Annotated in this window: 19 protein-coding genes; 9 read left to right on the forward strand and 10 right to left on the reverse strand. The window is 40.7% G+C overall.

What is annotated here, in order from left to right; all coding sequences use genetic code 11:
* Positions 1–76: 76 nt before the first annotated feature.
* From KQP93_RS06190 to KQP93_RS06205, 4 genes are read left to right on the forward strand one after another with little or no spacing between them, the layout of a single operon-like run.
* Positions 77–910, forward strand: coding sequence for a MipA/OmpV family protein (locus KQP93_RS06190; protein ID WP_217876358.1), 834 nt, complete (start codon positions 77–79; stop codon positions 908–910).
* A gap of 1 nt (position 911) precedes the next feature.
* Complete coding sequence (locus KQP93_RS06195) at positions 912–1,298, forward strand: DUF3019 domain-containing protein (RefSeq protein WP_217876359.1); 387 nt, start codon at positions 912–914, stop codon at positions 1,296–1,298.
* 14 nt (positions 1,299–1,312) lie between these two features.
* On the forward strand, positions 1,313–2,005 hold the full coding sequence (locus KQP93_RS06200; RefSeq protein WP_054562019.1) for a response regulator: 693 nt from the start codon (positions 1,313–1,315) through the stop codon (positions 2,003–2,005).
* Between the two features lie 6 nt (positions 2,006–2,011).
* Entirely contained in the window at positions 2,012–3,259 is a 1,248-nt protein-coding gene (locus KQP93_RS06205; protein WP_217876360.1) for an ATP-binding protein, read from the forward strand.
* Positions 3,260–3,367: 108 nt separating this feature from the next.
* Here the strand turns inward: KQP93_RS06205 and KQP93_RS06210 are convergent, their stop codons facing one another.
* From KQP93_RS06210 to KQP93_RS06220, 3 genes are all read right to left on the reverse strand, one after another.
* Complete coding sequence (locus KQP93_RS06210; protein WP_217876361.1) at positions 3,368–3,586, reverse strand: DUF3820 family protein; 219 nt, start codon at positions 3,584–3,586, stop codon at positions 3,368–3,370.
* Between the two features lie 136 nt (positions 3,587–3,722).
* A complete protein-coding gene (locus KQP93_RS06215; protein WP_054561872.1) occupies positions 3,723–4,004 on the reverse strand; it encodes a hypothetical protein in 282 nt (93 codons plus the stop codon).
* Positions 4,005–4,289: 285 nt separating this feature from the next.
* Positions 4,290–5,861: a cation:proton antiporter family protein gene (locus KQP93_RS06220; RefSeq protein WP_217876362.1), complete on the reverse strand. Its 1,572-nt coding sequence runs from the start codon at positions 5,859–5,861 to the stop codon at positions 4,290–4,292.
* A 221-nt stretch (positions 5,862–6,082) separates the two neighbouring features.
* Between KQP93_RS06220 and KQP93_RS06225 the strand changes: the two genes are divergently transcribed.
* Both KQP93_RS06225 and KQP93_RS06230 read left to right on the forward strand, forming a co-directional pair.
* Positions 6,083–6,826, forward strand: a complete 744-nt coding sequence (locus KQP93_RS06225) for a sporulation protein (protein WP_217876363.1) — start codon at positions 6,083–6,085, stop codon at positions 6,824–6,826.
* 67 nt (positions 6,827–6,893) lie between these two features.
* Entirely contained in the window at positions 6,894–7,331 is a 438-nt protein-coding gene (locus KQP93_RS06230) for a GNAT family N-acetyltransferase (RefSeq protein ID WP_217876364.1), read from the forward strand.
* Between the two features lie 31 nt (positions 7,332–7,362).
* Here the strand turns inward: KQP93_RS06230 and KQP93_RS06235 are convergent, their stop codons facing one another.
* The 6 genes from KQP93_RS06235 to KQP93_RS06260 all read right to left on the reverse strand — a co-directional run bounded on the left by KQP93_RS06235 (position 7,363) and on the right by KQP93_RS06260 (position 13,115).
* On the reverse strand, positions 7,363–8,715 hold the full coding sequence (locus tag KQP93_RS06235) for a sodium-dependent transporter (protein ID WP_217876365.1): 1,353 nt from the start codon (positions 8,713–8,715) through the stop codon (positions 7,363–7,365).
* A gap of 173 nt (positions 8,716–8,888) precedes the next feature.
* Positions 8,889–10,178, reverse strand: coding sequence for an ATP-binding protein (locus tag KQP93_RS06240; protein WP_217876366.1), 1,290 nt, complete (start codon positions 10,176–10,178; stop codon positions 8,889–8,891).
* A 12-nt stretch (positions 10,179–10,190) separates the two neighbouring features.
* A complete protein-coding gene (locus tag KQP93_RS06245; RefSeq protein ID WP_217876367.1) occupies positions 10,191–10,898 on the reverse strand; it encodes a response regulator transcription factor in 708 nt (235 codons plus the stop codon).
* 13 nt (positions 10,899–10,911) lie between these two features.
* Positions 10,912–11,313, reverse strand: coding sequence for a DUF3019 domain-containing protein (locus tag KQP93_RS06250; protein ID WP_217876368.1), 402 nt, complete (start codon positions 11,311–11,313; stop codon positions 10,912–10,914).
* Positions 11,303–12,103 carry a MipA/OmpV family protein gene (locus KQP93_RS06255; RefSeq protein WP_254907719.1) on the reverse strand — a complete coding sequence of 267 codons (801 nt, stop codon included), beginning with the start codon at positions 12,101–12,103 and terminating at the stop codon, positions 11,303–11,305. Before KQP93_RS06255 ends, KQP93_RS06250 begins: the two co-directional genes overlap by 11 nt.
* A gap of 205 nt (positions 12,104–12,308) precedes the next feature.
* Positions 12,309–13,115 (reverse strand): hypothetical protein, encoded by an 807-nt coding sequence (locus KQP93_RS06260; RefSeq protein ID WP_217876370.1) that lies wholly within the window; start codon positions 13,113–13,115, stop codon positions 12,309–12,311.
* Between the two features lie 115 nt (positions 13,116–13,230).
* On the opposite strand from KQP93_RS06260, the gene KQP93_RS06265 reads away from it, so the two are divergent.
* Positions 13,231–14,379: a serine hydrolase domain-containing protein gene (locus tag KQP93_RS06265; RefSeq protein WP_217876371.1), complete on the forward strand. Its 1,149-nt coding sequence runs from the start codon at positions 13,231–13,233 to the stop codon at positions 14,377–14,379.
* 106 nt (positions 14,380–14,485) lie between these two features.
* Here KQP93_RS06265 and yhbY read toward each other — a convergent pair whose 3' ends face one another.
* Complete coding sequence (yhbY, locus tag KQP93_RS06270; protein WP_217876748.1) at positions 14,486–14,782, reverse strand: ribosome assembly RNA-binding protein YhbY; 297 nt, start codon at positions 14,780–14,782, stop codon at positions 14,486–14,488.
* Positions 14,783–14,871: 89 nt separating this feature from the next.
* Between yhbY and rlmE the strand changes: the two genes are divergently transcribed.
* Together rlmE and ftsH are read left to right on the forward strand one after the other, a co-directional pair.
* Positions 14,872–15,501, forward strand: coding sequence for a 23S rRNA (uridine(2552)-2'-O)-methyltransferase RlmE (gene rlmE, locus KQP93_RS06275; protein WP_054551703.1), 630 nt, complete (start codon positions 14,872–14,874; stop codon positions 15,499–15,501).
* Between the two features lie 66 nt (positions 15,502–15,567).
* The gene (ftsH, locus tag KQP93_RS06280) at positions 15,568–17,505 is read left to right on the forward strand and encodes an ATP-dependent zinc metalloprotease FtsH (RefSeq protein ID WP_254907720.1); all 1,938 of its coding nucleotides are present in this window, start codon (positions 15,568–15,570) and stop codon (positions 17,503–17,505) included.
* Positions 17,506–17,572 lie beyond the last annotated feature (67 nt).

The raw sequence follows: 17,572 nt of genomic DNA on the forward strand, positions 1-17,572 counted from the left end.
AAACCCCTTTGGTCGTAAAATAACAATGAAATCTCAAACGATCAGGATGTGCGCAGCGGTTTGTGTCTTGATAGGCATGCTAGTAAGTCAAGCAAGCGCCGATGACTCAACGCGCACTGAACGTGAAAGCCGTGTGGCAAATCAACAGATCGATACCCAGCAGTGGCACCTAAGTATTAATACGGGAGCAGGGGTGATCACGAACCCGCTTCATGGTGGCGATAACTTACCATTAATTGTGCTGCCTGAAATTGCTTTTTATGGTGAAAAATGGTTCTTTGATAATGGCCGTTTAGGTTATTCATTCCAAGAAAGCGATACTCATGTAGTTAATTTTGTTACCGAGTTCAACCCTGAGACTCGTTTTTTTATTGATTTTCACCCAAGCAATGTTTTTGCACTGCAAACATCGAATAGCTTTATTGTTGAATCGACCACCAGTAATGAACTGGCAGAAAAGTCGGTATCGACGAATGATATTAAAAAGAGACGATGGGCATTAGATGCTGGCTTAAGCTATCACTATATTCATAATAATCATGTGATTTCTTTACAGGCACTAGCCGATATTTCGGGCGTTTATAAAGGCCTTCGTAGTGCTTTACAATGGCAATCACATCACCGCATAGGAAACCTATCTGTCGCACCTAGCTTAGGGGTTTGGTACAAATCAGCCAGACTAAATGATTATTTTTATGGTTTATCGGCTAAAGAGTCCTCATATGGGGAAATAGATGTTGGCAGTAGTTGGCAACCTTATGCTAAAATCGACGCCCGTTGGCCCCTGAGTGAGGCTAACTCTCTTCGTTTTCATTTAGCATATTATGACTACTCAGCCGTGGATGACAGTCCGCTTTTTGAACACACGTACTCGATGACTGCATTTATAGGATTCAATCATATTTTTTAATATGAAGTATTTTGTTTTTAGTCTGTGTGTGTTTGCTGCTTTTTTTTGGGCTACCCCAAGCCATGCGCAAGCGACTCAGTTTGATATCACGCCAAAAGTGTGTGTTGTATTACAACAGCACGAATTTTGTGATCTTGAGTTAAAAATCAGCTGGCAAACTAAACAACCTCAAGATCTGTGTTTGTTTCAAAATAACCAACAAATTCAATGCTGGAACGACAGCAAGAAAGGGCTATATAGCCATAAAGCGCGGGTTCAGGTTGAAACAATATACTCCTTAGTCAATCCGCACACGGGGAGCAAAATTGCGACCGCAAAAGTCGAAGTGCAAAGCACCGAAGCAAAAACAACGAGGCGTAGGTTACGCTCACCGTGGAGCTTTTTTTAATTCAGGAGCAACCAATGGCAAAGATTTTACTTGTTGAAGATGATCTCGGCTTACAGCAGTTAACACGTGATTACCTTCAACATAATGGGTTGGATGTTGCGGTCCTTGAACGCGGCGACGAAGTATTTGAATACCTTGAAAACAACCCAGTTGATTTAATGATTTTAGATGTCATGTTACCGGGTAAAGATGGCTTTAGCGTTTGCCGTCAAGTACGTGATAAATTTAGCTTACCTATCTTAATGCTGACAGCTAAAGGTGAGGACTTTGACCAAGTGATTGGCCTTGAACTTGGCGCAGATGATTATGTAATTAAGCCTGCAGAACCTCGTGTATTGTTAGCACGTATCAATGCATTGTTACGTCGCGGTCAAGCTACAAACAAAGCGCCAGAAGAGCTTAGCTTTGGCGATTTAACCATTGATAAAACTAGCCGCATTGTTACACTTAAAGGCAGTGAAATTACACTGACTTCTCATGAATTTGAGCTGCTTTGGTTGCTTGCGTCAAATGCTGGTGAAGTGTTAAGTCGTGAGCATGTTCATCAACATATGATTGGTCGTCAATATGATGGTTTAGACCGAACCGTTGACGTACGTGTATCGCGTATCCGTAAGAAATTAGGTGATAACAGTGATAAACCATACCGAATTAAAACAGTTTGGGGACAAGGTTACCTTTTCGTATCTGACGCATGGGATATGTAATTATTAATGGGGAAACTATTTGCTAGCTTATATCTTTATATAATAGTTTCTCTGTTTCTTGTTAGTGGGGTCATAGAGCAGTTATGGCCCTACGAAGAAACCCAACAACAAATAGCCCTTGACCAAGAATTTGGTAAATCTCTGTGGTTATTAAGCCAAACTGAAAATGGCTTAGCGACACTTCAACAAGAATTCGAAAGTGAGATCATAAACCTCAGCGATCTAGCACTTCCTGAAGACCTAAAAACACAGCTACAAACTGACCATTACCTGTATTTGTTCAACCAAGAACAAAAAGTGGTTTGGTACATAGCTCTTAATGACACTCAGCTTTTGCAAGTAGGCCCACTTTCTATTGAAAATCCAAACTTTAGCTCCGTTTGGCCATACTTTTTATTATTAACTGTGATTGGCTTGCCAATTGGACTGTGGAGCCTGCTACTGTGGCGTGACTTTAATAAATTGACGCTCGCCTGTGAAGCTGTAGGAGGATCGCAAGACTTTGAACTTCACGATGCCTCAAAATCATTTTTTCTGCCGATTACTGATACCCTAAACGCGATGCAAGAGCGTATTCAGTATCTACTGGCTGCGCAGCAAGAACTGACGTCCTCCGTTTCTCATGAGTTTAGAACGCCCCTTGCGCGTTTAAAGTTTGCTGTTGCCATGCTCGAAGAGCAAATCGAGAATGAAAAGTCGTACACATACATTGATAACATGCAGGCTGATATTGCAGAGCTTGAAGCACTGGTGTCTGAAATGCTCGAATACGCACGACTTGACTCACACCAACCAAGCTTAAAGCCCCATTCGTGTGACCTGACAGCGCTTATTAACAGTGTGGTGAATAAACTTGAGTTTGCTACTGACATTGAGGTCGCAGTGACTGCACCTAAGCAGCTTTATTACGAGTGTGACGAGCATTTTATGGCGCGTTGTATTCAAAACCTTTTAGGCAATGCACAAAAATACGCCAACCATAAAATTCATCTAAGTATTGAAGAGTTGGGTGATTCGATACAAATAAGTGTTGAAGACGACGGCCCAGGGATCGCTAAATCTGAGTGGCAAAGTATATTTAAGCCATTTACTCGTCTAGATAAAAGCCGTGACAAGAAAACTGGTGGCTTTGGGTTAGGTCTGGCAATAGTTGCTAAAATTGTCAGTTGGCATCAAGGGCAGTCTGAGGTAAGTGACTCTCAATTGGGCGGGGCAAAATTTACTATTCATTTGTTTAAAAGTAACTCGCTTTAAATTGCAGGCATAAAAAAAGCGCCTAGGGCGCTTTTTAAAGATTAAAACCAAAAATAAACAAGTAGCAAAGTAATAGACCGCACTTAAATATAAAAGTTCGAAAAAAGTTTAATATTTTTCATCTAATAATGGCATTAGCATTTTCTCAAGGCCGTTGAGCTTCACTTCATACATCATCGCTAGCTGTGCACCTAGCTGGGAATCAGGAAATCCTTGCTGTTTAAACCAGACTAAATAAGGCTCTGGCAGCAATAATAAAGGGCGACCAGCATACTTTCCAAATGGCATTTTAGTATTTATGGCGCGTTTAAGTTGAGCTGGTTCCATCTTTATCTCAAAAAATTTTAAAGCTAGATGATACGGTAAAAAGGGGGGAGAAAATAGGCTGTGACGGGCAAGAAACAGCCTATTTAGTGAGGGATGTAGGCCCTCAGAATAACAACCACTAATTAATTACGGCGTATTAGTGTAGTTGGTGACGACGCTTTTTAGTGAAGCCAAGTTTGTTTAGCTTAACGACAATAGCTGGGTCGTCGATTCGTTCTGGTGTTTCACCATCACGAAGAAAATGATCGCTTGGTACTTGATATACATCGAGCATCTTGTTGAATAGCACTGTTCTGATATCCATTGCAGTCATGCCATTATTTTGTAACTCATCAAGTTGCTGCTGAATATCTGAAAGTTTCCCGGCACGTGCATCATCCGTGTTTGCTAAAAATTCGTTGGTAAACTTATTTTTCATTTAAACAACCTCAATCCATCTAACAGTGCTGAATTAAAAACAGCGGTACTACACAACACTGTTAAACTTTTTTGTGTTAAAAATAGATACTTAGCTAAGCACCTTGGAATTAACTCTACTCTTTTTTTTATCCGGATTGCTAATCTGGATGTAAAGCTTTGTAAATAAGTTTGACCCAATAGAGGAACTGATTTGATTTGCCGTGAAAACTAGTTAGCCAACTAACTGAATACAGTGAAAATAATTCTCAGTACCATGTAAAGGTACCAAGAATTATTTTTTACATTAAGAGAAAAGTTTCTGTTTTACATGCTCTGCGAAGCCGCTACCCGCTTCTAAATAGAAGTTATAAGTAGAGTCGACCCCCATATCTTCTAGTTCTTTTTGCTGATCTGGATAGTTTGCAATTGCCGTAACTTGACCCTCATAACCAGAGGCACGAAGTTGTTCTAAGGCAAAAATATTTTGCATATGTTTTGGCATTGCAAGCATCACCATACCCACATGTGAGTGGTTTACCCGCTGCCAAAAATCAGGGTCAGTGGCATCAGCAAGTAACACACGGCGGCCTCGGGTAATATGTTTGTCAACAACATCTGGCTTAATATCAATTCCAGCAACAAGGTCAGGGTGAGTTTGACTGATTGTTTCATAGGCACCTGTACCAATTCGGCCCATACCAAATATAACGATTTTAGTGTCATTTAAATTTACGGGTAACTCTTCGGCAAGACGGCTATCGCTTTCAAATTTAAGCAGCCAATGTTCTATTTTCACATACACTTCATTTGAGCGTTTGTTCAATGGCGAAGCTAAAATAAAGGTGATTGACACAGCGATAGCCATCACGGCTAGCCATTCAGATGTGATCATATTGCTGGTGGCTGCAACAGCGCAGACAATCAAGCCAAATTCACTGTAATTAGCTAAGCTAAATGCGCTTAATAATGAAGTGCGAGCACGTAATTTGAATATGTTTGTTAGCACATAATAAAGTGCAACTTTTAATGGCAAGACTAAAATAATGATGAGTGCAACAATCACGGCATGGCTGGTCAGCTCAGCATTCAAACCAATATTTAAGAAAAAGCCAACCAGTAACACGTCTTTTAAATTAAGAAGTGATTTTGATAATTCACCGGCTTTTTTGTGCGACGCGAACATCATACCGATAATCAACGCACCTAAATCACCTTTAAGACCTGAAAATTCGAAGGCTTGATAGCCAATAACGAGCGCAAAGAAAAAGCCGAACAGGGGTAATAACTCACCGTGTTTTGAGCGATTTAATACCCAAAACATCACTGGGCGTAAAATAGGTAAACCCACTAATAATGCCAAAGCCCAAATGTTCGGTGCTTTACCTGTGCTGATGGCTAAGAAGATAACGGCAAAGATATCTTGCATAACCAAAATACCAATGGCGATTTTACCATGGAGGCTTGCCATTTCACCGCGTTCTTCAAGTACTTTTACGGCAAAAACAGTGCTAGAGAAGCTAAAAGCAAAACCGACTAACAATGCACTTTGCCAAGTGAGTTCGTTAAATAATGGCAGTGCAAGGGCACCAAGCAACAACATAAAACCACTAAATAGCGTACTGCTCAAAACGATATGCATTGAAGCGGGTGCCCAAACTTGTGGTTTCATTAAGTTTGAGACTTTGAGCTTAAGACCAATGCTAAACAATAACAAAGTAACACCCAGGCTTGCCAACGTATTCAGCAGCTCGGTTGTCTTATATCCATATAGGTTAAGTGCAAAACCCGCTAACAAAAAGCCGATAAGAGGGGGGAGCCTTAACTGATAAACAGCAAAGCCACAAACGAACGCGGTAGCAAAGTAGATTAGTTCCATAGTTTTTCTTTTGACTTCATTTGTTAGGAGTGTAGCGAAATATTTGTTATTGGAAAACAATATCAGACAGTAAGAGTTCAAAAAATAAGCACTTATACATGATTTATTGATTAATCCGCCAAAAGCATCATTTTTTCGCTGACATTAGCTTTTAATTGTGGTTAAGATGCATTAACAAAGGAATTTAAGCCATAGGTTAGCAGCTGGCTTAAGGAGAAAAGATGTTTAAGAAAATCCTTGCATCAGTAGGTATTGGTGCAGCAAAAGTTGACACTGTACTTGAGACAGAGCACTTACAACCGGGTCAAAAATTTAATGCCGTGATAGTTATTAAAGGCGGCGATGTTGATCAAGACATATCGGGTTTAGACTTAGCACTGATGACGCGTGTTAAAGTCGAAGGTGAAGATGGTGAGTACTTTACAAACCATGTGATTGAAAAGTGGCGAATTACAGATATCGGCACGATTGCAGCGGGCGCGGAAAAACATATTCCATTTGAAGCACGCCTGCATTCAGAAACACCGATGACCGAAATTAACGCTGGTTATAACCAATCACATGTATGGCTTGAAACAGGTCTAGATATCGATTTAGCGCTTGATCCAACAGATCGTGATGCACTTCACATTTATCCTAACGATGCCGTAAGCACGTTAATGGAAGCGATGGATAGACTTGGCTTTAGTCTTGTAAAAGCGGATGTTGAAAAAGGCTTCTTAAGAGCACCTACATTCCAATCACATTCGGGTTGTTATCAAGAGCTAGAGTATCGACCAAATAGCCGAAGCCTATTTGGTCTACAAGAGATAGAGTTGTCGTTTGTTCCTGAAGCGCACAAAACTCATGTACTCATTGAGCTTGACCGTGCCTTTAGAGGGGATGGTTATGTCGATTTAACAATTGAGCATGATCATGTCAATCTATCGCAGCTGTGTGATCAGCTAGAACGATTATTTGCTTAGGCTAACTGCTATTAAGTTAGTTAAAACCCAGCTACGGCTGGGTTTTTTGTCTTCAAAAAGGAGAGTTATGTTTTCTGTTAAAAGTTATAGCGAACTCAGTAAAGATGAGTTATTTGCCATCTTACGGGCGCGTGTTGATGTATTTGTGGTAGAGCAAACGTGCCCTTACCCAGAAATTGATGAAGTAGATAACAATGAACTGACCCAGCACGTGTTCTTGTTTAAAGATCAGCAAGTGGCAGCCTATGCACGATGCTATGAAAAGAATGAGCAATTTAGCGCATTTGGTCGAGTGCTGGTAGCAGCGCAATTTCGTGGTGAAGGACTCGCAACCAAGCTAGTGCAAACCGCGATAGACACATGTAAAGGGCATTGGCCTAACAAAGCGATTATGATTGGTGCTCAGTGTTATTTAACAGGGTTTTATCAGCAATTTGGTTTTGAAAATGTGGGTGATGATTACTTAGAAGATGGCATTCCACATCAGGATATGTGTTTGAAGTAGCCCAAACGGCCACTTCAAACATAAATATTTATTAGCTTAACAGAGAGTTAGCAAATACGAGTGAAATGGCTAGTGGGCAAATAAACTTGATATACCATGGCCATACTTTCCAGAAGAAACTATTGGCAGCTTCAGGGCACCCTTGTTGAATTTCTTTTAGCAATGACGCGCGATGCCAAATCCAACCAACAAAAATACAACACATTAAGCCTAGAATAGGTTGACCAATCTTAGTGGTTAAAGTGATCACAAAGCCAAATAACGTGCCTAAGTTAAAGACAATTGTAAAACTAATGAGTGCAATGATACCGCCAATTATCCATGTTGCTTGCACACGCTTTAATGCAAAGCGTTCAACAGCATACGAAACAGGTGCTTCTAGCATAGATATTGATGACGTTAATGCCGCAATACTCATTAACGCAAAAAATGCAAAGCCTACAAAAATACCCACATCACCCATGCTGGTGAATAGTGCCGGCAGCACTTGGAATACTAAGGTGTCTTCTGAAAGTAGTGCGCCCTCGGCAGAGAAAATTTGTACGCCTTGAGCTTGAGCAACATACATAGCTGGAATAATCAGTAAACCGGCTACAAACGCAATGAATACATCAATCAAAGTCACATAAGCACCTAGCGATACTAAGTTTTCTTTTTTGCTAATGTATGAGCCGTAGATGATCATTACGCTAGTACCGAGCGACAATGAGAAAAATGCTTGCCCTAATGCATTAACTAATAACTCAGGGTTTAAAATCGATGAAAAGTCTGGCACTAAATACGCTTTTAGACCTTCCATTGCGCCATCTTGAGTCATTACATAGATGATTAGCATAAACAAAATACCTAACAGGGCAGGCATTAAGCGCTTAGACCATTTTTCGATGCCGTTTTCTACGCCTTTAGAGATAATCGAAACGGTTAAAATAATAAATACGCCAGTGAATATAAGGTTTCTTGATAGTGACTGCTCACTAAGCCAAGTACCAGCTTGCTCTTGCCCGGCTAATTGCGCAACGGGTTCGAGGGTCGCACTCAGCATCCAGCCAGCCACAATCGCATAGAAGCTTAGGATTAGACCCGCACAAATAATACCGCCAAAACCTACCATGAAGGCGAACTTCTTTTGCCATGCTTGATTCGTTACTTTTCGAAGTGAAGTGACGGCATTAGCTTGACCATGACGACCAATTACTAACTCAGCCATTAAAGCAGGATAAGCAAGACAAAATGCTAACACTAAATAAGCCACTAAAAACGCGGCACCGCCATTACTTGCAGTTTGTGTTGGGAAACCCCAAATGTTTCCTAAGCCAACAGCAGAGCCTGCTGCAGCCATAATAAATCCAAAGCGGGAGCTGAACTCCCCACGTGATGCGCTCATATTATTGTTACTTCTCTATTTGTGACGGCGCTGACAATCTACTCGAATTAACACTAAATAAAAAGGGTTAATCATCCGCATTTTCGTTGTTCTTCGTTATGTGCGAGTTGTCAGCGTAGAATTCGTGCAATTGCGCATTACAATACGAAACAATTAACACAAATGAAACCGCTTTAGTGGCTTTTATTTTGGATGGTTATGCTAAAACACGCGCCACCTAGCTGCTTACTTTTTGATACTTCGACCGTGCCATGATGCCAATCAACAACTTTCGCGACGATTGCAAGGCCAAGCCCGTAGCTTTCTCCATCCCGATTTCGATGTGTTTGTTCTTGGAAAAATGGACTAAATACTTTTTGCCAGTTTTGTTCGCTGACACCAGGGCCGTCATCTTCAATCTTTATGGTAACGGATCCACTGGTACTGGTTGCACTGAGTAAAATTTCAGATTCGGCAAAGTCGCAGGCATTACTTAATAAATTAACAATGGCCCGAGCTAACCAGTGTAAATCAGCACAAATATCACCGCCTTCAACGAAGTGATTAATGCGCAAACTTTGTTGTTCAAGCTTAGGCTCAATTTGATGAATTAAGGTAAGAATATAGGTTTCTAGATCAGAATGATTAAAGGTCAACTGATTCGCTTTTTGCTCAAGGGTTGCAAATGCCAAGTAACTTTTTAGCATTGACTCCATTTGATCTAAGTCGTTTTCCATTCGAGCAAGATACTCAAGGCGTTTTTCGTCATTGCTACAATCTTGCGCTGCCTCTAGACCAAATCGTAAGCAGGCGATAGGTGTGCGAATATCGTGAGATAAACTTGATGCCATTAACTTATTTTCATCAAGGAGTTTTTCAATTTGACTCGCCATACGGTTAAATGTCAGCTCAACATCTTTGATATAGGTAAAGTGAGATAAGTGAATACGGCTTTTTAAATCACCTTTAGCAAAGCGTTGTGCGGCTTCGTTTAATACCGTTAAACGCTTGGCAAGTGGCGCAATAATAAAGCCCATAAATACGCATAACCCAGCGTAGAATAACAAGGTGAGTAATACATCGTTGCCTTGCTCGTGTGTTAAGTCTTTATCTAAACGCATTTTTAGATGATGCGTACCTAAAGCGGCTTCACTATAAAGTAAGTAATAGCCTTGTTGATCTTCGAGTATGAGACCACTAGGTTGGGTTATTTGTGCTAACAATGAATGAGGTAGCGCAAGTGACTGCGTAGGGCGATACTCAAGTTGCACAGCAAAGTCACTGTTAATTCCTGTAATAGCCCGCTCACGATCTTTAGCATCATGCTTAGCGAGTTGTTTTGCAAAGCCTTTAATCATTTGCGTTTCGCTAGAAAACACATCCTGAGGTGCTTGGGTTTGTTGGCTAAAAGCATCAATTAGCCAACCCAAAACAATGATTGATAGCAGGGCACTGCCGAGTAGTGAGATATAGAACTTTTTCACAGGCGCGAGTCGTTATTGCCAAGCAGTGGCTACAAGTAAATAGCCTTTGCCCCATATGGTCTTAATTTTTTCAGGGTGCTGTGGGTCATCATTAAATTTTTTACGTAATGATGAAATCAGCACATCCACGCTCCTGTCCAAGCCGTCATACTCGCGGCCCTTAGTCGCCTTAAATACTGCGTCACGGGATACTACTTGGCCTGCATTACTGGCTAGATAGTTTAGTAAAAGGTACTCAGCGCTTGAAATATGTACTTCTTCGTTTGCTAAATATACAGTACGTGACTCAGTATTGATTGATAATTTACCCACATTGATAAGTTCTGAGTTTGCTGTAGATTCTTGTGTATCTGATTTAGAGCGAAGTGCCGCTTTAATTCGAGCTAATAAAGCGCGAGGGCGAACGGGTTTCATCATGTAATCACTGGCACCTACTTCAAGGCCAATCACTTCATCCATTTCATCATCACGCGCTGTTAGCATAATAATCGGGGCCTGATAAAACTGTCTTAAATCACGGCATACACTTATACCGTCTTGACCAGGCAGCATAATATCTAACAAAACTAAGTCTGGGTTTGTTTTACGCACCTGTTCAACCACTTGGTCGCCACGTTGGCATATGGTTGTTTGGTAGCCTTGTTCAATTAAATACTCCGCAACCCAATTGGCGAGAGAAATATCATCTTCTACTAATAAGATAGTTCCGTAATGTTCCATTATTTACTCCTGCTTAGAACAGTCGCCAACGACGTTTCTTCTGACGATTTTGATAGACCCACTGTAATTGTATTTCAGTGCTTGCGACAACCTTACCGTTATCACTGCTTATAAGTTCAAAACCTATGGTTTGCGCTGAATCAAATTGGTATCTAAATAAGCCTTTTTGTTGCATCAACCAGCACTGAATAATGTGCTTGCTTTGCGTATTACGTAAGCAGTAGTTACCAACTTGCTGCTGATGCCATGTTATATCAACTTCTGTATAGCAATTTCTGCCTTCACGTAGCGCTACGCAAGTGTCGGGCAGTGCAACTAATTCATTTTTTAAATTTTTCTCATTTGCAGGCTGCTGTTCAGCGAGTAATGGCCCTGACAGTAATAAGGTAAAGCACAAATAATACTTAGAAAACATAACGCACGCCTACCTTGGCTTTATGCTGATACTCTTGAGAAATTATAGGGCTTTGGTGAATATCGTTTGAAAACCAAGTCGATAACCAACCAGTTAAAAACACCCAATGTCTGTTAATTGGGTATTCTGCATGAAATTCAAAAATAAGGCTGTAAGAGGTATCTGGGTTATATATAGGGCGAGTTTCTAGCGCTTCAGCTTCTGAAATGCCAAAGTAGTAATTTGTAAAGTCTTCTGAGTAGGCACTTAAGCCAACGCCAGAGCGGAACTCCCAATTTCGCCAAGGGATGATCTGGCTAAAAAACGAATTCATCACCCAGCCATTGTGTGCTCCTGAAATATCATGTAAGTACTCAAATGATATTTGCGAATTTTCAAATCGGCGCGATAGGCGAAGGCCGACATCAAAATCGTAGTCGCGTGTTCTGATCCCTTCAAGCTCTTCGATAACATCGTTACCATAAATGTTCAGTCCTGTTTCATCAAAACCAGATTGAACGTTGGTGCCGACAATATCTAAGCCCCATTCAAACTTATCGATAACACTGTAACCTAGGGTTAAACCGCCGCTAAGTTGGCTTTGATCGTAATCGAGGTAAAAGCTGTCGTATGAAACAGCGAGGTGTACATCTGGCTCTATGCCATCATTGTATGAATCCATGCCTACAAGGTAAGAATCTTCAATGTAGTAACCTAACCCGATGCCCCAGTCCCATGCAAAGCCTTGGCTTGGTTCTAGAGTATTGTCTGCATAATAGCGGTTACTTGCTTGGCTTGTGTTACTAAGCAAGATTAAACATATCAATAATAGGGCACTGTAAGCTCGCAACGTTGCTTCCTTGTCTGTGAGAAAGGGTAATAGCTTATAGTATATTGTTAAGGAGTTCCTGTAATCTGTAAAAAAATGTACTAGTAGGAATTAGATGTGTAAGAAAGTGTTGCAAATTCAAGAAGGGAAGCTGTTTGCCTATGGGCAGACAAACAGCAAAAGTCTGTTACTGAACCTTAATTTTATCAATTAAAATACTGCTCAGGTAGTACTGCATCATAGGCGTAAGCGCACTAATTTCTGTACGGTTACACGGGCCTTGCTCTTTTTTAAACGCGGTCATTTGCGTGATAGTTTGATAAGCAGGAATCGTCACTTCTTGATTAATGCGCGCCATACGCGCTTGTTCTGAGTTTTGTTCATGTACAAAACTCGCTACTTCAAGTTCATTATTTATTAGCTGCTGTTGTTCAAAACTATAAATCAGTGGCTCACGGTGAAAGCTTGCGCTGTCAATTGATGACTTTGCAAACCACACAACATCACCTGTTTTCTTGTGAGTTAAGCGCATGCTTACTTGACCTAAAATAGTTGCACATTGCTGAACTGGAAACTGTTTTGCAACTTCATCGAATAAAGGCAGAGGCTTTTGTGGTGTTACCAATTGATATTCTGTGTCTTCTATAAGCTCAAGGTCAAGTTGGTGAATAGATAGGGTATAGTCTGCTTGAGCACCTTCTTTAACTACTTTTAACTGCTTAGCTGTGAGCGCTTCTGTAAGCTGACCATATAGGGTATCTGTCACGCTAGTTTTGTCGGCAATTATCACCACAGTTTGGTTTTTACTCACTGTATGTGCAGGCAACTGTACTGACTTCACTTTAGGAGCTGCATGCTCTGTTTGATATTCAAGTTGAAAACGTTGGCTTTGTAAGCTTGGTTTCTTTGGCATCGAAAGTAATGGAGCTGGTTCTGGTTTAAGGGCGCAACCAGCTGAAATTAAAGTAAAAAACAAAACTACAAGTAAGCGCATGAAAAATAGTCTACCCATAAAAAATTAAGATTAAGCGTATTGTACGTTAGTCGAGGCAAAAGTTCATGATATTATGTTATAAGAAACTTCCTAAACAGACTTAAAAAAATAAATAATGAAGTACAGCTTATCTTTAATTCTTTTTCTTTTTTCTTTGTTACTGCTTTTAGTAAGTGGTGAAGCTGCTTCGAGTGATAAGCAATGGCAAACTTTCGTTGCTGATTATAATAAACACCTTACTCGTAAGTTAAGAAGCAAAGGGATCCCAGGTGGCTCACTGGCGATTGTAAATATTGGTCATGAAGATTTTATTAACGGTATTGGCCGAACAAAAATAGAAAAAGGTCGCAGAGTCGATAAACATACCCGCTTTCGATTGGCGTCAGTCTCTAAAACCTTTGCGGGCTCATTAACCGCAAAGCTTGCAGCGCAAGGAGAGTTTAATATTGACGACCCTATAAGTAAGTTTATTCCTGCTTTTTCTAATACAGCTTACAAAGATGACTTAAAAATTTATCATATTCTTAGTCATTCTAGTGGTTTGGTACCTAATGCATACGATAACTTGATTGAGTCGCGTATGAGTTACCCAGACATTGTCGAGCGACTATTGACTGTTGAGCCTATTTGTAAACCAAGTGAGTGCTACGGTTATCAAAATGTGATGTTTAGTTTGATTGACTCTGTGATTTATCAATCGACACAGATGGATTACTCTCATTGGATTTCTGAATATATCTTTGCGCCATTAAAAATGGTGGATGCCAGTGTTGGTTTTGAGGGAATGGTTAAAGATAATAATTATGCTCACCCTCATGTACGCGGCAGAAAGCGATGGTATACATCACGATTAAAGAAGAACTACTATAAAGTCCCCGCCGCTGCAGGTGTGAATGCCAGCGCAAATGATATGGCTATTTGGTTAAATGCCCAATTAGGACAATACCCTGACGTACTTCCACTAGACGCACTGATTAAGCAAACCCGTCCTTATACACATACAAAAAAAGAAACTCGTCGCCGAGTTTGGCGAAGTCATGTTAAAGACGCATACTATGGATTGGGCTGGCGTGTTTATAACTATGATGATGAAGTACTTTATTACCACAGTGGTTGGGTACAAGGTTATCGCAGCGATATTGTAGTATTCCCGCATCTAAATATAGGGTTTAGCTTAGTTCTAAATGCTGAAACAGGGTTAATTAATGAGCTAACCACTGAATTTATTAATCGGGTTCTTAAGTACACACGAGAGCAAAAATAGTCTAGCAAATAAAGTTTAGTTACAAATTAATGCAAAATTATTTTTGCCTACAAAAAAGCCAGCAAATATGCTGGCTTTTTCTGATTCGAAATTTCACAAGGCAGTATTAACCGCGTGGTAATTGAATCTTTTTCTCTTCGCTTTGGCGATACAATACAATTGTATGGCCAATTGTTTGTAGTTTTGTTGCGCCTGTCTCGCGAACAATTGCATCAAAAATCAATGCTTTAGTTTCACGTTCATCTGTAGGAACTTTAACTTTGATTAGCTCATGAATTTCTAGAGCGCTTTGGATTTCAACTAAAACGCCTTCGGTTAATCCGTTTGCACCAAGTAATACAACAGGTTTTAAACTGTGCGCTTGGCCTTTTAAAAACTGCTTTTGTTTGTTCGATAATTTCATCATGTTACAAATTTTGCTGAATATGGCTTGAATTAAGGGTATTCTAACGCCATCTAGAGAATATTACTAATTAGTTACGTATTAATTTTATGGCAAATAAAAAACATTCAGCCAGTTCTAAGCGTTGGCTGAAAGAACATTTCGACGATCCTTATGTTCACGAAGCGCAAAAGAAAGGTTGGCGCTCTCGTGCGGTATTCAAATTAGACGAAATTCAAAACAAAGATAAATTAATCAAACCATCGATGACGGTGGTTGATTTAGGTGCTGCGCCAGGTAGTTGGTCGCAATATTTAGCAGAAAAAGTAGGTGATAAAGGTCAAGTAATTGCGTGTGATATCTTACCTATGGATTCCTTAGCAGGTGTTGACTTCTTACAAGGCGATTTTCGTGAAGAAGCGGTGCTTGATGCGCTTTTAACGCGTATTGATGGAAAAAATGTTGATGTAGTTTTTTCTGATATGGCGCCAAATATGAGTGGCAATACATCTGTTGACCAAGCTGGTAGTATGTACTTAGTTGAGTTGGCATTAGATATGTGCCACCAAGTTTTAAAGAAAAATGGCGCATTTTGTGTCAAAGTCTTCCAAGGCGAAGGATTTGATCAATACTTGCAGGAAGTACGTAATAGCTTTAAAGCGGTTAAAATTAGAAAGCCCGATGCATCACGCGCCCGTTCTCGGGAAGTTTATATAGTGGCGACAGGCTACAAACTGTAGTACAGTTGTGCTGCGTTAAGTTGAATTTAAATTAATTGGATACAAGAGGTTAACTCCTTGAGCGATATGGCGAAAAATCTAATACTCTGGCTGGTCATTGCAGTAGTGCTAATGTCAGTGTTTCAGAGCTTTAATGGTGGTGATCAGGCAGATCGCCAAACAAGTTACACTCAATTTGTTAGCGACGCTCGTAGTGGCGCTATCCAAGAAGTCTCAATTGAAAGCACCACAGGTACGATTACTGGTACTAAATCAAATGGTGAGCGCTTTCAAACAATCATGCCAATGTATGATAAAGACATCTTGAATGATCTTTTAAAAAGCAACGTTAATGTAAAAGGCGTTAAGCCAGAAGAGCAGTCATTCCTCGCTAGCATTTTAATCTCTTGGTTCCCGATGTTACTGCTTATTGGTGTGTGGATTTTCTTCATGCGTCAAATGCAAGGTGGAGGCGGTAAAGGCGCAATGTCTTTCGGTAAGAGTAAAGCGCGCCTGATGAGTGAAGACCAAGTTAAAACTACTTTTGCTGATGTTGCTGGTTGTGACGAAGCGAAAGAAGATGTAACTGAGCTGGTTGATTTCTTACGTGACCCATCAAAATTCCAAAAGCTAGGTGGTAGCATCCCGAAAGGCGTGTTGATGGTTGGTCCTCCTGGTACGGGTAAAACGTTACTTGCTAAAGCAGTAGCTGGTGAAGCTAAAGTGCCGTTTTTCACAATTTCAGGTTCTGATTTCGTAGAAATGTTTGTAGGTGTTGGTGCATCACGTGTACGTGACATGTTCGAGCAAGCTAAAAAAGCAGCACCTTGTATCATCTTTATTGATGAAATCGATGCAGTAGGCCGTAAACGTGGCGCTGGCATGGGTGGTGGTCACGATGAACGTGAGCAAACACTTAACCAAATGCTTGTTGAAATGGACGGCTTCGAAGGTAACGAAGGTATTATCGTTATCGCTGCAACGAACCGCCCAGATGTATTAGACCCTGCGTTATTACGTCCTGGTCGTTTTGACCGCCAAGTTGTTGTTGGTCTTCCTGATATTCGTGGTCGTGAACAAATTCTTAAAGTTCACATGCGTAAAGTACCACTAGGCGACAACGTAGAAGCCGCAGTTATTGCGCGTGGTACGCCAGGTTTCTCTGGTGCTGACCTTGCAAACTTAGTTAACGAAGCCGCGTTATATGCAGCTCGTGGTAACAAACGCGTTGTAAGCATGGCAGAGTTTGACGCTGCAAAAGATAAAATCATGATGGGTGCAGAGCGCAAGACCATGGTGATGAGTGAGCAGGAAAAAGAAATGACTGCTTACCATGAAGCGGGTCACGCGATTGTTGGTCGTATGGTACCTGAACATGATCCAGTTTATAAAGTGTCTATCATTCCTCGTGGACGAGCACTTGGTGTTACTATGTACTTGCCTGAGCAAGACCGTGTGAGCCACTCAAAAGAGCTTTTAGAGTCAATGATCTCTAGTCTTTACGGTGGTCGTATTGCTGAAGCGCTGATCTACGGTGAAGATAAAGTGACAACCGGTGCAAGTAACGATATTGAGCGTGCAACAGATATTGCTCGTAAAATGGTTACCCAATGGGGTCTAAGTGAAAAACTAGGTCCATTACTTTACGCTGAAGATCAAAACGAAATGTACATGGGTGGCGGCGGTAGCCGTTCTATGAGCATGTCTGATGAAACAGCAAAAGTGATCGACACAGAAGTTCGTTTATTCTCAGATCGTAACTATCAACGTGCAGAGCAAATCCTTAAAGATAATATTGATATATTACATGCGATGAAAGATGCACTAATGAAATACGAAACGATTGATGCGGGTCAAATTGATGACTTAATGGCACGTCAGCCTGTTCGTGAGCCACGTGATGTTCATGACCGTCGCTCAGATGATAAAAAGCCTAGTGCGAAAGCTGAGCCTATTGTTAATGAGACAAAAGCGGATGATTCAGTAAAAAAGGATGAAACAAGCCTTGATGACAAACCTGAATAGTCGTTAAAATATAAAAAGCAAAAGCCCCGGATGCCGGGGCTTTTTTTTAAGCATAAAATAGGCTCAC

The sequence above is a fragment of the Pseudoalteromonas shioyasakiensis genome (assembly GCF_019134595.1).
Lineage (GTDB): Bacteria > Pseudomonadota > Gammaproteobacteria > Enterobacterales > Alteromonadaceae > Pseudoalteromonas > Pseudoalteromonas shioyasakiensis_A.

Bases quoted from the DNA above. Each gene is read 5' to 3' on its own strand.
- KQP93_RS06215 (WP_054561872.1), bottom strand. From the start codon at position 4,004: ATGAAAAATAAGTTTACCAACGAATTTTTAGCAAACACGGATGATGCA.
- KQP93_RS06210 (WP_217876361.1), bottom strand. From the start codon at position 3,586: ATGGAACCAGCTCAACTTAAACGCGCCATAAATACTAAAATGCCATTT.
- ftsH (WP_254907720.1), top strand. From the start codon at position 15,568: ATGGCGAAAAATCTAATACTCTGGCTGGTCATTGCAGTAGTGCTAATG.
- KQP93_RS06260 (WP_217876370.1), bottom strand. From the start codon at position 13,115: ATGCGCTTACTTGTAGTTTTGTTTTTTACTTTAATTTCAGCTGGTTGC.
- KQP93_RS06245 (WP_217876367.1), bottom strand. From the start codon at position 10,898: ATGGAACATTACGGAACTATCTTATTAGTAGAAGATGATATTTCTCTC.
- KQP93_RS06235 (WP_217876365.1), bottom strand. From the start codon at position 8,715: ATGAGCGCATCACGTGGGGAGTTCAGCTCCCGCTTTGGATTTATTATG.
- KQP93_RS06250 (WP_217876368.1), bottom strand. From the start codon at position 11,313: ATGTTTTCTAAGTATTATTTGTGCTTTACCTTATTACTGTCAGGGCCA.
- KQP93_RS06265 (WP_217876371.1), top strand. From the start codon at position 13,231: ATGAAGTACAGCTTATCTTTAATTCTTTTTCTTTTTTCTTTGTTACTG.
- rlmE (WP_054551703.1), top strand. From the start codon at position 14,872: ATGGCAAATAAAAAACATTCAGCCAGTTCTAAGCGTTGGCTGAAAGAA.
- KQP93_RS06225 (WP_217876363.1), top strand. From the start codon at position 6,083: ATGTTTAAGAAAATCCTTGCATCAGTAGGTATTGGTGCAGCAAAAGTT.
- KQP93_RS06230 (WP_217876364.1), top strand. From the start codon at position 6,894: ATGTTTTCTGTTAAAAGTTATAGCGAACTCAGTAAAGATGAGTTATTT.
- KQP93_RS06195 (WP_217876359.1), top strand. From the start codon at position 912: ATGAAGTATTTTGTTTTTAGTCTGTGTGTGTTTGCTGCTTTTTTTTGG.
- KQP93_RS06190 (WP_217876358.1), top strand. From the start codon at position 77: ATGCTAGTAAGTCAAGCAAGCGCCGATGACTCAACGCGCACTGAACGT.
- KQP93_RS06200 (WP_054562019.1), top strand. From the start codon at position 1,313: ATGGCAAAGATTTTACTTGTTGAAGATGATCTCGGCTTACAGCAGTTA.
- KQP93_RS06220 (WP_217876362.1), bottom strand. From the start codon at position 5,861: ATGGAACTAATCTACTTTGCTACCGCGTTCGTTTGTGGCTTTGCTGTT.
- KQP93_RS06205 (WP_217876360.1), top strand. From the start codon at position 2,012: ATGGGGAAACTATTTGCTAGCTTATATCTTTATATAATAGTTTCTCTG.
- yhbY (WP_217876748.1), bottom strand. From the start codon at position 14,782: ATGAAATTATCGAACAAACAAAAGCAGTTTTTAAAAGGCCAAGCGCAC.